The 12480-nt window shown below is 68.8% G+C and carries 11 protein-coding genes and 1 tRNA gene; 7 read left to right on the top strand and 5 right to left on the bottom strand.

Annotation, left to right across the window (positions count from 1 at the left end; translation table 11 throughout):
* Nucleotides 1-16: 16 nt before the first annotated feature.
* Together SOM35_RS15110 and SOM35_RS15105 are read right to left on the bottom strand one after the other, a co-directional pair.
* Nucleotides 17-454 carry a hypothetical protein gene (locus SOM35_RS15110; protein ID WP_320516021.1) on the bottom strand — a complete coding sequence of 146 codons (438 nt, stop codon included), beginning with the start codon at nucleotides 452-454 and terminating at the stop codon, nucleotides 17-19.
* Nucleotides 444-1472: a hypothetical protein gene (locus SOM35_RS15105; RefSeq protein WP_320516020.1), complete on the bottom strand. Its 1029-nt coding sequence runs from the start codon at nucleotides 1470-1472 to the stop codon at nucleotides 444-446. The genes SOM35_RS15110 and SOM35_RS15105 overlap by 11 nt, the downstream gene beginning before the upstream one ends.
* Nucleotides 1473-1700: 228 nt before the next feature.
* On the opposite strand from SOM35_RS15105, the gene SOM35_RS15100 reads away from it, so the two are divergent.
* The 6 genes from SOM35_RS15100 (at nucleotide 1701) to pstB (ending at nucleotide 9315) form a co-directional block, all read left to right on the top strand.
* Entirely contained in the window at nucleotides 1701-3866 is a 2166-nt protein-coding gene (locus SOM35_RS15100; RefSeq protein ID WP_111073826.1) for an RNA degradosome polyphosphate kinase, read from the top strand.
* Nucleotides 3863-4810: an NUDIX hydrolase gene (locus SOM35_RS15095; protein ID WP_320516019.1), complete on the top strand. Its 948-nt coding sequence runs from the start codon at nucleotides 3863-3865 to the stop codon at nucleotides 4808-4810. The genes SOM35_RS15100 and SOM35_RS15095 overlap by 4 nt, the downstream gene beginning before the upstream one ends.
* Before the next feature lie 315 nt (nucleotides 4811-5125).
* On the top strand, nucleotides 5126-6244 hold the full coding sequence (locus tag SOM35_RS15090) for a phosphate ABC transporter substrate-binding protein PstS (protein WP_320516018.1): 1119 nt from the start codon (nucleotides 5126-5128) through the stop codon (nucleotides 6242-6244).
* Nucleotides 6245-6430: 186 nt separating this feature from the next.
* Entirely contained in the window at nucleotides 6431-7381 is a 951-nt protein-coding gene (gene pstC / locus SOM35_RS15085; protein WP_111073829.1) for a phosphate ABC transporter permease subunit PstC, read from the top strand.
* Nucleotides 7382-7400: 19 nt separating this feature from the next.
* Entirely contained in the window at nucleotides 7401-8480 is a 1080-nt protein-coding gene (gene pstA, locus SOM35_RS15080; protein WP_111073830.1) for a phosphate ABC transporter permease PstA, read from the top strand.
* A gap of 55 nt (nucleotides 8481-8535) precedes the next feature.
* Nucleotides 8536-9315, top strand: coding sequence for a phosphate ABC transporter ATP-binding protein PstB (gene pstB, locus SOM35_RS15075; protein WP_111073831.1), 780 nt, complete (start codon nucleotides 8536-8538; stop codon nucleotides 9313-9315).
* A 227-nt stretch (nucleotides 9316-9542) separates the two neighbouring features.
* Here pstB and SOM35_RS15070 read toward each other — a convergent pair whose 3' ends face one another.
* The 3 genes from SOM35_RS15070 to SOM35_RS15060 form a co-directional block, all read right to left on the bottom strand.
* Nucleotides 9543-10415 (bottom strand): anti-sigma factor, encoded by an 873-nt coding sequence (locus tag SOM35_RS15070; protein WP_320516017.1) that lies wholly within the window; start codon nucleotides 10413-10415, stop codon nucleotides 9543-9545.
* Nucleotides 10412-10987: an ECF RNA polymerase sigma factor SigK gene (gene sigK / locus SOM35_RS15065; protein WP_253464965.1), complete on the bottom strand. Its 576-nt coding sequence runs from the start codon at nucleotides 10985-10987 to the stop codon at nucleotides 10412-10414. The genes SOM35_RS15070 and sigK overlap by 4 nt, the downstream gene beginning before the upstream one ends.
* Before the next feature lie 721 nt (nucleotides 10988-11708).
* Nucleotides 11709-12338, bottom strand: coding sequence for a DNA-directed RNA polymerase subunit beta (locus SOM35_RS15060; protein WP_320516016.1), 630 nt, complete (start codon nucleotides 12336-12338; stop codon nucleotides 11709-11711).
* 43 nt (nucleotides 12339-12381) lie between these two features.
* Here SOM35_RS15060 and SOM35_RS15055 point away from each other — a divergent pair.
* Nucleotides 12382-12454: transfer RNA gene (locus SOM35_RS15055), tRNA-Lys, on the top strand.
* The last annotated feature ends 26 nt before the right edge of the window (nucleotides 12455-12480 follow it).

Here is a 12480-nt window from a genome sequence, read left to right as displayed (position 1 = left end):
GACGAGCGGGAATGGATCAATCGACAATCTTGTAACTCGACACCTCGGGCACAACTCGAAACAGACCCAGGAAAGCACGCATCTGGAAGGAACCAGCTCCCACCACAAATTGGCAAGTCCGACCATCGATTTTTTCAGCGATCCGGTCCCTGTTCTCGACGGTCACTCCCCGCTGGACGGCGAGAGCACCGCACCCTTTGGTCTTGACCGCTACCCGCGGGATTCTCGTACTGGACAAGTTCGTGGACTGCACATTCACCGACGTTGCTTCCGCCCGCAACACGTCGCATTTGATGACTTGTGGGTGCGCGCGGTCGTAAGCATGGAGCGCCAGCGGGCCGAACACAAAGATCGCGAACACCCCAAGAAGGGCGATCATCGATGCGGAGAAAGACAGCCAGGCTTTGCGACGTGAGATCTTCTTGCCGCCAGGTCGGTCGAGGCTATGAGACATTGTTCATCCTTGTGGCGCGATGTGCATCGATGCCCGGGGGCCTTTGGTGCCGGACACGAATCCTCCAACGAAAGTGGTCAGCGGGTGAGCGAATGTTCTGTGCGAGGTCGAGTTCCGGCTCGAGGAAGTTGCCGGTCGTCGTGTTCACCGGGTCCATCGAGTACCCCGTCGTCGGCTGCGCGCCGTACGCCGTGGGCGGATCGATCTGCAGGTCGGTCCGGTTGGCGGACACTCCCGCTGCCTGGAGCGCTGCCCCGAGCGCGGCGTCCGAGACCGTCGAGACCGAGCCCTCGCCTCCGGCGGCGGCGAAGGCATCGGCGATGGTCGTCGCCCACGCGGCGTCCTGGTCGTTGGCGGCGAGCCACCGTTCGAACCCGGCGACCAGCCCGTCAGCGTCGATCGTGCCCCACGAGCACTGGGATGCGAAGTCAGCCAGCTTGCCGCGGAGCAGCGCGGGCCTGCCCGACAACTCGGTGTTCAGTGTCGTCGAACCGGTGGCGAAGGACCGGAGGTCCTCGGGCTTGGCCGACGACGTGCCGGCTCCCCCGCCTCCGGCGCCCGGCGACGGCGTCTGCCGTGGCTTCGGTTGGACGTCGGCCGGACCGAAGGGAGGCGCGGGCTTGTTCTCGATGTCGGGCGGGTTCCCGGTGCCGAAGGTGTCGTCCCACCACTTCTCGAAGCCGTTGCGGTCGGCCTGCTGTTCCTGCCACTCGCGCGCCTTGCGGCGGCGTTCGCGCTCTTCCACGGCGGCCGCTTTCATCTTGTCGACCCAGCCCGCCACGGTGCGCATCATGTCCGAGATGGTGGAGCCGTCGCTCTTCGCGATGCTCGCGTTCTCGGTGAACAGGTCCGAGAAGTGGCCGCGGAACTCCTGCGATGCCGTCGACACGTACGACTGACGGCTGCCGACCTGCCCGTTGATCGCACTGGCTGCGTCGCGCATTGCACTGCCGAGCGCATCAGCGGTGGCGTCGTCGAACTCGATCGGATCGGTGTTGGCGTGCAGCAGGCCAGCCATGCTGGTTCGTCCCCCCGGAGAGACGGTGCTGGTCGTGATGGTCGACGAGCCCCCGCAGCGGATCCCCCTGGAGGCCGTCACCTCGACCAAGATACCGATTCGTCCACCCGCTCGGCGCTGCCTGTGGACACCCGCACCGTCCTCCGCAGCACCGCCCGTTCACCCGCTGTCTCCACAGGCGCTACCCGGGCAGCCCCCGGTGCAGGGCGCTGGTGGCAGGATGTCGCCATGGACACCGAACCGCAGCTCGACGGCGACTCCGTCGCGAACGACCTCGACGACTTCGACGAGGTCGTGGAGATCGAGCACGAGTCGCTGCCCTCCGACCGCTACTTCGACCGCGAACTGAGCTGGCTCCGTTTCAACCAGCGCGTGCTCGAGCTCGGTGAGGACCGGACGCAGCCGCTGCTCGAGCGCGCGAACTTCCTGGCGATCTTCGCCTCGAACCTCGACGAGTTCTTCATGGTCCGCGTCGCCGGCCTGAAGCGCCGCATCGACACCGGCATCGCCGTCCCGACCAACGTCGGCCGTGCGCCCAGCGACGTCCTGCGCGACATCGCGATGAAGGCCCACGAGCTGCAGGAACGCCACGCGAAGGCGTTCATCGGATCGCTGAAGCCCGACCTCGACGCCGCCGGCATCCACGTCGAGCACTGGTCCGACCTCGGTGAGGACGACCGTCTGCGGATGCGCGAGTACTTCTCGGAGCAGATCTTCCCGGTGCTCATGCCCCTGGCGGTCGACCCGGCGCACCCGTTCCCGTACATCTCCGGCCTGTCGCTGAACCTGGCCGTCCGGGTGCGGAACCCGAAGTCCCAGCGTCAGGAGTTCGCGCGCCTCAAGGTTCCGCAGAACTACCCGCGTTTCATCAAGCTGCCGGACGACAACTCCGGCCGCCTGCGCTTCATCCCGCTCGAGGACCTGATCGCGAACCACCTCCCGGACCTGTTCCCGGGGATGGAAGTGTTGGAGCACCACGTGTTCCGCATCACCCGCAACGAAGACGTCGAGATCGAAGAGGACGAGGCCGAGAACCTCATCCAGGCGCTGGAGCGCGAACTGCTCCGCCGCCGGTTCGGACCGCCGATCCGGCTCGAGATCACCGAGGACATGGACCCGGTGACCCTCGACCTGCTGGTCCGCGAACTCGACATCACCGAGCAGGAGGTCTACCGCCTGCCGTCGCCGCTCGACCTCGGCGGACTGTTCGAACTGGCGAAGCTGCCGCGCCCGGACCTGCACTACCCGCGCCACGTACCGACGACCCCGGTGCAGTTCCAGCCGGGCGAGCCGAACACGAAGCCCGACCTGTTCCGCGCGATCGCCGCTCGGGACGTCCTGGTCCACCACCCGTACGAGTCCTTCGCGACGAGCGTGCAGGCGTTCCTCGAGCAGGCCGCCGCCGACCCGAACGTGCTGGCGATCAAGCAGACGCTGTACCGCACCTCCGGTGACTCCCCCATCGTGGAAGCGCTGATCGACGCGGCCGCGGCCGGCAAGCAGGTCCTGGCCCTCGTCGAGATCAAGGCGCGCTTCGACGAGCAGAACAACATCACGTGGGCGCGCAAGCTCGAGAAGGCCGGCGTGCACGTCGTCTACGGCCTGGTCGGGCTGAAGACGCACTCGAAGTTGGTGCTCGTCATCCGGCAAGAGGGCGGGACGCTCAAGCACTACAGCCACATCGGCACGGGCAACTACAACCCGAAGACCTCGCGCATCTACGAGGACATGGGGCTGTTCACCTCGGACGACACGGTCGGCAAGGACCTGACCCGTCTGTTCAACGAGCTGTCGGGGTACGCGATCGAGAAGAAGTTCAAGCGCCTCCTGGTCGCGCCGCTGCACCTCCGCAAGGGGCTGGTGAAGCGCATCCAGACGGAAGCGGAGAACGCCCGCGCCGGCAAGCCCTCGGGGATCCGCATCAAGGTCAACTCGATGGTCGACGAACAGATCATCGACGCCCTGTACCTGGCGAGCCAGGCCGGGGTGCCGGTCGACATCTGGGTCCGCGGCATCTGCTCGTTGAAGCCGGGGCTCGAAGGTGTGAGCGAGACGATCCGTGTCCGCAGTGTGGTCGGGCGGTACCTCGAGCACTCCCGGACGTTCGCGTTCCACAACGACGGCGACCCCGCGGTCTTCATCGGCAGCGCCGACATGATGCACCGCAACCTCGACCGCCGCGTCGAGGCCCTCGTCCGCCTCACCACCCCGGCGCACATCACCGAGGTGCAGGAGATGTTCGACCTGGCGATGGCCGAGACGACCAGCTCGTGGCACCTCGAGTCCGACGGCGAGTGGAGCCGCCACTCGACGGACGACGACGGACGCCCGCTCGCCGACGTGCAGAATGTCCTCATGCGGACCATCTCGGCACGGAAGCGTTCCACTCGGTGAGCGGTGGGCAATCGGGCCCGGTCCTCGCGGCCGGCGCCGTGGTGTGGCGTGACCAGGACGGCGAACCCCTCGTCCTCCTGATCCACCGCGAGCACCACAAGGACGTCTCGTTCCCCAAGGGCAAGGTGGACCCGGGCGAGAGCATCCCCGAGGCCGCCGTCCGCGAGATCGACGAGGAGACCGGGTACCGCGTGCACCTCGGCGCTCCCCTCGGTTTGGCCGAGTACGTGCTGCCGAGCGGTCGCGACAAGGTCGTGCACTACTGGTCGGCCCGGGTGTCCCGGAAAGAGGCCGAGCGCGCGGGAGCGTTCCGCTCGAACGACGAGGTCGCCGCCGTCGAGTGGGTGTCGATCGACGACGCCCGAGCACGTCTGACCTACGAACGGGACGTCGCGATCCTCGACCGGTTCGCCGAACGTGCCGCCGTGAACGAGCACGACACGTTCGCCCTGATCGCCCTCCGGCACGCGAAGACCGTCCCCGGCTCGGACTGGGACGGTCCCGACGCGACCCGGCCGCTCCTGCCCCTCGGTCGCGCCCAGGCGAGGGCAGCCGCTGCCCCGGTCGCGGCGTTCGGCCCGAAGAAGATCGTCAGCAGCACCGCGGCCCGGTGCCTGGCGACCGTGGAACCCCTGTCGGCGCGGACGAAGGTCGGGGTGTCCGACACCCCGGACATCAGCCAGGACGCCCACGAGCGGGGGACCGCAGACGTCAAGGGCGTCGTGCGGAAGCGCCTCGACAAGGCGAAGACCGCGGTGCTCTGCTCGCACGGTCCGGTCCTGCCCGACATCGTCGCGCGGATCGCCACCGACACCGCCGACGACGCGACGGCGTTCGACCTGCGGCGCGCCGCCATGCTCTCGGTCGGAGAGTTCTCGGTGATGCACATCGCCGGGCGCAAACTCGTGGCCGTCGAGACGCACCGCAACTCCGTCAGCGTCTGACGCCGCGCCACAGCAACAGCGCAGCGCAACAGCGCAGCGCAACAGCGCAGCGCAACAGCGCGGCGCAGCAGCGCCGAGCGACCGCGCGGAGCAACAGCGCCGAGCAGCACCGCCCGGTGGGCAGCGTGCCCCGATCCTGCTCCTGCGCCCTCCCCGGTGTCCGGCGACCCGCACCGAGTGAACGTCGCGTTCACCTCCCGTTCACCGGGGAGCGTCATCCCGGTCACCTCTCGTCCCTACAGTCACTCCCGGGTCAGCACCGGCCCGGGGACCACACAGCGGTCCCACTGCACTTACATTCCCGAAGGGACCCCTGTGAACATCAAGCGAATCGGCTCGATCGCGGCAATCGCGATCGCCGGCGCCGTCGTGCTCTCCTCCTGCGCGGCGAACGAGGATGCTGGCAACGGCGGCAACTCGTCGTCGCCCGCCGCCTCCTCGGGTGTCGACTACTCGAAGCTCTCCGGCACGCTCACCGGCTCCGGCTCCTCCGCACAGCAGACCGCCGAGGCGACCTGGGCCTCCGGCTTCCAGGGTCAGGCCTCCGGCGTCACCGTGAACTACTCGCCCGACGGTTCGGGCGCTGGCCGCAAGAACTTCATCTCGGGTGCCGCGGACTTCGCCGGCTCCGACGCGGCCCTGTCGGAAGACGAGCTCGGCGGCACGTTCGCCGCGTGCGCCGCGGACTCGAAGGCCATCGACATCCCGGTCTACATCTCCCCGATCGCGATCGCCTACAAGGTCGACGGCGTCTCGGACCTCACGCTGGACGCGAAGTCCATCGCGGGCATCTTCTCCGGCAAGATCACGAAGTGGAACGACTCGGAGATCGCGTCGCTCAACGACGGCGTGAAGCTGCCGGACGCCAACATCACCGTCGTGCACCGTTCCGACGACTCCGGCACGACCGAGAACTTCTCCGAGTACCTGTCGGAGAACGCGGGCGACGCCTGGGGCAAGGAGCCGAGCCAGACCTTCCCGTTCCAGGTCGGTGACGCGGCGGCGAAGACCTCCGGTGTGGCCTCGGCCATGCAGGGCGCCACGAACGCCATCACCTACATCGACGACTCCGGCGCCGGTGACCTCGACAAGGCCAAGCTCATGGTCGGCGACAAGGCCACCGAGATCTCGGCCGAGGGCGCTGCGAAGGTCGTCGCCGACTCCGACGTCGCGTCGGGTCGCGAGACCAACGACCTCGCCATCCAGATCGACCGCAAGGACACGGCCGAGAACGCCTGGCCGCTGGTGCTCGTCTCCTACGCCATCGCGTGCCAGGAGTACAAGGACAGCGCCAAGGCCGACCTCGTGAAGGCGTACCTCGGGTACGTCGTCTCGGCGGACGCGCAGAAGGCTGCGGCGACGGAGGCCAAGTCGGCCGCCCTGTCGTCCGACCTGGGCGAGAAGGCCGCCGCGGCGGTCAAGTCCATCAAGTAAGTCCGCAAGCGCCCGGACGCCGGTCCCACCCACCTGACCGGCGTCCGGGCTCTCGCCCGTCGTGACGCGAGTCGCCGGAGCGAGCTGCCGGAACCGGCGGCCTCCCGCACCGGTCACGGCCCTGACGCTCCACCTCTCCCCCGAACCCCTCGCGCTCACCCGGCGCGATCCTCCGACAGGAGCCCCATGACGACCGCACCGGTCCGAGACCAGGACATCGCCACCCCGTCCAAGCCGAAGGCCGTCGTCCGCATCGGCGACCGGGTGTTCTCCGCTGCCTCCGTCGCGGCCGGCAGCCTGATCCTCTTCGTCCTCGTCCTCGTCGCGGCGTTCCTCGTCTGGCAGAGCATCCCGGCCTTCAACGCCGAAGCGGGCACCCTGCCGAACAGCGCTGCGAACTTCTGGACCTACGTCGGCCCGCTGGTCTTCGGCACGGTCTGGTCCGCGTTCCTCGCGCTGATCATGGCGGTCCCGCTGGCGATCGGCATCGCGCTCTTCATCTCGCACTACGCACCGCGCCGCCTGGCACCCGTCCTGGGCTACGTCATCGACCTGCTGGCCGCGGTGCCATCGGTCGTCTACGGCCTCTGGGGCATCGTCGTCCTGGCCCGCCTGGTGAAGCCGCTCTACGCGTTCCTCAACGAGCACTTCGGCTGGATCCCGCTGTTCTCGGGTCCGCTGTCCGGCACGGGTCGCACGATCCTCACCGCGTCGATCGTCCTCGCGGTGATGGCCATCCCGATCATGACCGCGGTCATGCGCGAGATCTTCCTGCAGGCGCCGACCCTCAACGAGGAAGCGGCCCTGGCCCTCGGCGCGACGCGCTGGGAGATGATCCGGATGTCGGTCCTGCCGTTCGCGAAGTCCGGGATCGTGTCGGCGATCATGCTCGGCCTCGGTCGTGCGCTCGGCGAGACGATGGCGATCGCCCTGGTGCTGTCCGTGTCGACGAACATCACCTTCCAGCTCCTCACCCCGCTGAACCCGTCGACCATCGCGGCGAACATCGCCCTGCAGTTCGCCGAGGCCTCCGGGACGGCCCTGAACGCGCTCATCGCGTCCGGCCTGATCCTCTTCGTCATCACCCTGGTCATCAACATGCTCGCGCGGTACATCGTCCGCAAGCGAGTGTCCTGACGGGAAAGGTCGCACCCCGATGTCCCTCGCACTCCGTCAGCCCACCGGCAACGTCTTCGCCAACGGCAAGCTCCACAAGTCCGTCCCGTGGCTGCTGCTCCTCGGCAGCTGGGTTGCCCTCGCCCTGGTCTTCGCCCTGCTCAACGCGGGCGGCGCCACGAAGGACTTCAACGTCGTCGCCGCGGTGTTCCTCGGCACGGTCCTGTTCGACGTCCTCATCGTCGTGGTCTCCCGCATCGTCGAGGGTGGCCGCAAGGCCGTCGACCGGCTGATCACGTCGCTGGTCATCACCGCCTTCGTGATCGCGGTCCTGCCGCTGGTGTCGCTCCTCTGGACGGTCCTGGCCGACGGGCTGGCACGCTTCGACGCGCAGTTCTTCTCGTACTCGATGCGCGGGGTCATCTCCGAGGGCGGCGGCGCGGTGCACGCGCTGATCGGCACGCTCGAGATCACGCTGTTCGCGGCGCTCATCAGCGTCCCGATCGGTCTGCTCACCTCGATCTACCTGGTCGAGTACGGCACGGGCATCCTCGCCCGGGGCATCACCTTCTTCGTGGACGTGATGACCGGCATCCCCTCGATCGTCGCCGGTCTGTTCGCCTACTCGCTGTTCGCGCTGTTCCTCGGCCCGGGTGCCCGGTTCGGCCTGGTCGGTTCGGTCGCCCTCGCGGTGCTGATGATCCCGATCGTCGTGCGCTCCACCGAAGAGGTCCTGAAGATCGTGCCGATGGAGCTCCGCGAGGCCTCGTACGCCCTGGGGGTGCCGAAGTGGCTGACGATCGTCAAGGTCGTGCTGCCCACGAGCCTCGCCGGCATCACGACGGGTGTCATGCTCTCGATCGCCCGTGTCATCGGTGAAACCGCTCCGCTGCTGGTCACCGCCGGGTTCACGTCGAGCATGAACTACGACCTGTTCAAGGACCCGATGATGACGCTGCCGGTGTTCGCGTACACGCAGTACTCGCAGCAGGGCGCCAACCCGGTGCCGTTCGTCGACCGGGCCTGGACCGCGGCGCTGCTCCTCATCCTCATCGTGATGCTGCTCAACCTGCTGGCCCGCTTCATCACCCGTCTCTTCGCGCCCAAGCTCCCCCGCTAGCCTCCCCCGCCAGCGCGACAGCAACCCGACGACCACCCAACCCAGAAGGATCCACGTGTCCAAGCGCATCGAGGTCGACGGCCTCAACGTCTTCTACTCGAAGTTCAAGGCGGTCGAGGGCGTCGACATGACGATCGAGCCCCGCACCGTCACCGCCTTCATCGGTCCGTCCGGCTGCGGCAAGTCGACGTTCCTCCGCACGCTGAACCGCATGCACGAGGTCATCCCCGGCGCCTACGTCGAGGGTTCCGTCAAGATCGACGGCGACGACCTGTACGCCCCGGGCGTCGACCCGGTCATCGTCCGCCGCCAGGTCGGCATGGTCTTCCAGCGTCCGAACCCGTTCCCGACGATGTCCATCAAGGACAACGTGCTGGCCGGCGTGAAGCTCAACAACAAGCGCGTCTCGCGGTCCGAGGCCGACGACATCGTCGAGCGGTCGCTGCAGGGCGCGAACCTGTGGAACGAGGTCAAGGACCGTCTCGAGAAGCCCGGCATGGGCCTCTCCGGTGGTCAGCAGCAGCGTCTCTGCATCGCCCGTGCGATCGCGGTGCAGCCGGACGTGCTGCTCATGGACGAGCCGTGCTCCGCGCTCGACCCGATCTCGACGCTCGCCATCGAGGACCTCATCGAGGAGCTGAAGAAGGAGTTCACGATCGTCATCGTGACCCACAACATGCAGCAGGCCTCGCGCGTCAGCGACAAGACGGCGTTCTTCAACATCGCCGGCACCGGCCAGCCGGGCCACCTCATCGAGTACGACGACACCGCGACGATCTTCTCGAACCCGTCCGTCAAGTCGACCGAGGACTACGTCTCGGGTCGCTTCGGGTGATCGCCGCCACGGCCGTCTGCTGACGGTCCAGCCGGGAGGCCCGGTGCACGTCCGCCACGGACGGCACCGGGCCTCCTGCGTTGCGTCCACGACCGACCCACCCTCGGACACGACGAGGCCGACCGGACACGACGAGCCACCGGCCCCGACGAGACCGCCCCGCACACGACGACGCCCCCGTGACCGATGTGGTCACGGGGGCGTCGTCCTGAACCGTCAGGGGCCGGTCACGCCTCGGACGTGGGGACGGCGACGACCGGCTTGGTCGTGGGCTGCTCCGAGCCCCCGGCCGGCTCGACCGTGATGCCGATCATGTCGCCGGTGCCCATGGTGCCGCGGAGGACGGCCGAGCGGACGCCACCGTCGACGTCGTCCATCAGGCCGGCTGCCGTGATCGTGCCGCCGGACTCCGGCGAACCGATGTACCAGAGCTCGTACGTCTTGTCCTTCGGCGCCGCACTGACGCCGTCGAGGATGACCGCGGACCGCTGCAGCTGCCCGGACCACACGACGGTGGCGGTGCCGCCGCCCTTGACCTTGGCGGTGCTGCGCTGGAAGTCCGGGGCCGCGTAGATCTGGTCGAGGCCGGAGGCGGCCTGCGTGGTCGCCGGCGCTCCCCCGTCGTCCTGCAGCAGCGTGCCGCCGACGCCGAAGCCGACGCTGAGGAGCACGACGGCGCCGGCCGCAGCCATGCTGAGCATCGCGGCGGGACGCTGGAACCAGCGGGCTCGAGCGGTCGATGCGGCGCGCCCCGGAGCGGACTGCAGGTCGGTGACCGGTGTGGCGGGCGTGACGTCCGTGGCGGACGTGTGGCGGGCCTCCCGGACGGGTTCCGGCATGACGCGGGAGTCATCCAGGGCGGGCAGCTGCGGCGTGGTCTGGATCTTCGCCAGCAGCGACGTCTTGAGCGACGCGGACGGCTCGATCGGCGACACCGCGAACGCGAGCGCCAGTGCGGTCTCGCGCAGGGAGTCGGACTCGCGCTGCAGCTCCGGGGAGTCGGACAGTGCCTGCTCGACGGAGGCACGCTCGTCGTCGGTCAGTGCGTTCAACGCGTGCGAGCCGGTCATCAGCTCGGGGTCGTCGTGACGGTCGGTCATGACGTCACCCCCATCTCGTCGCGGAGTCGGATCATCCCGTCGCGGAGACGGGTCTTGACGGTGCCGATCGGCACCCCGAGCTTCTCAGCCATCTCGCTGTGCGAGAACCCGCCGTAGTAGGCGAGCTGCACGGCCTGACGCTGGAACTCGGTGAGGCGGGAGAGTGCCCGGCTGACGCGTTCGTGTTCGAGTCGGATCTCGACGGACTCGGAGACCGAGTCGAAGTCGGTCTCGAAGTCGCGGATGCCGATCTTGGTGTCGCGGTCACGGGAGGACTGCGACGCCCGGACCCGGTCGACCGCTCGGCGGTGCGCCATCGTGAGGACCCAGCTGGCGGCACTGCCGCGAGCCTGGTCGAAGCGGGTGGCCTGCTGCCAGACCTCGAGGAAGACCTCCTGCGTGACCTCTTCCGACTGGGCGCGGTCCTTGAGGAGCCGCGTCACGAGTCCGAGGACCCGACCGGAGAGTTCGTCGTACAGGTCGGCGAAGGCAGCCTGGTCGCCGGTCGCGACCCGACTGAGCAGGTCGTCCGCCGACACCGGCTCCGGCGCGGCGGGAGTCCAACCATCCATGTCGCCTTCCACGAGAGTGAGCATTGCAGGTTTTCCTCCTTCCCGTGTGTACGGCGTCCACCGCGCGCTCTGGACAGAGCGCTCGGCGACTGCGGTCGCGGTGGTCATCAGCTGGTCCCGTTCGGATCGGGTCACGGCAGCGGTCGCTGCGCGGATGGTGCCGGTCGGTGTGACGAGGTCCCCGGACGACCCACAGGGAATTGACCCGCGAGCGGGCCCGGGTCGTCCGGGGACCTCGTGTGGGCGTCTTGCGACTCCCACGGTGATGATTCGGCACCGTCGCCCCGTCGGATTGGGTCGGGGCGGAAATGCGTGAGGAACGCTTCGGATCGAGGTGGGCCGCTGTCGGACCGAGGTGGGCCGACGGTGCGGCCGGGACGCGCCTCCCGGCCGGTCGCTCCGCGCGCGACGGCGCGCCCGGGGGTCGGATCTGTCCACCGAGAGTGAACACCTGGGGACGACGCGGCAGACGTCTCGTACACTTGGAGACGCCGGGCCGCAGCAAGCCCCGGGCTCCAATATTCGCCGCTTCGAGCGGCCTCGCGCCGAGAGGCGCTTTCTGCGGCCCGGTCTTCTCATGTCCGGATCCGGACGGTTCCCGCGCCACGGCCGGGAGGCGCGCCAGCGGTCCGCCCGTCGGCTCACCGTCGTGGGTGGCTGCGTCCGTGACGGGCTGTGCCCGCCCTGTCCGTGTCGGGCCGTGCTGTTCGGGCCGTCCGCGTCAGTCCAGGCTCTCGCGACGCCACATCGCCGCCGCGGCCGACAGGTCCTCGGCCAGCTCCGCCAGCCGGAAGGCTCGCGTGGTCAGCGCCGAGGCACGTTCCGCGGCTGAGACGTCGGCGTCGTCCGCCACCGAGGTCGCGCCCGCCGCCGTCAGCCGCGCGAACGCCGCTCCGCGCTCGAGCGCCACCGCGAAGTCCCCCGTGTAGAGGCCGTGCAGGATCCGGTCCGACAGGGTCAGGATCTCCGCCGGCCCCGTCGGTTCCTCGGCCCCCGCGACCGCCTGGTCGATCGTGCCGATCAGCTCCGTGCCCCGCTCGAAGAGGTACGCGATCTCCTCCGGGTTCTGCCGGATCACGGTGCGGACCAGGTAGATCCGCCACAGCGCCCCGGGCAGGGTGTGCGGACCCACGCGGGCCCACAGTTCCGCGATCGCCTCGATGCCGTGCACGTCCGTGTAGGTGACCAGGCGCTCGACGACGGCCGGGTCCGGGTCCGCGCGCACCCGGTGCAGCAGCGCGTTGGCGGTGTCGTGGGCGACGCGGTTGACCAGCGCCGGGTCCTCACCACCCTGGAGGGCAGCGAACTCGGCATCGGTGAACTGGACGGGACGGTGGTGTTCGCGAGGCACCGCGACAGTGTAGGCGCTGCTCTCCCGATACCCTTGGGGGCGAGGGCCTCTAGCTCAGTTGGTAGAGCACCGGACTTTTAATCCGAGGGTCGTGGGTTCGAGCCCCACGGGGCCCACCTCTGGTCGGACCACCTCCGGGTTC

The sequence above is a fragment of the Curtobacterium sp. CFBP9011 genome, assembly GCF_034045095.1.
GTDB lineage: Bacteria > Actinomycetota > Actinomycetes > Actinomycetales > Microbacteriaceae > Curtobacterium.
This window is presented reverse-complemented; position numbering and strand designations above follow the sequence as displayed.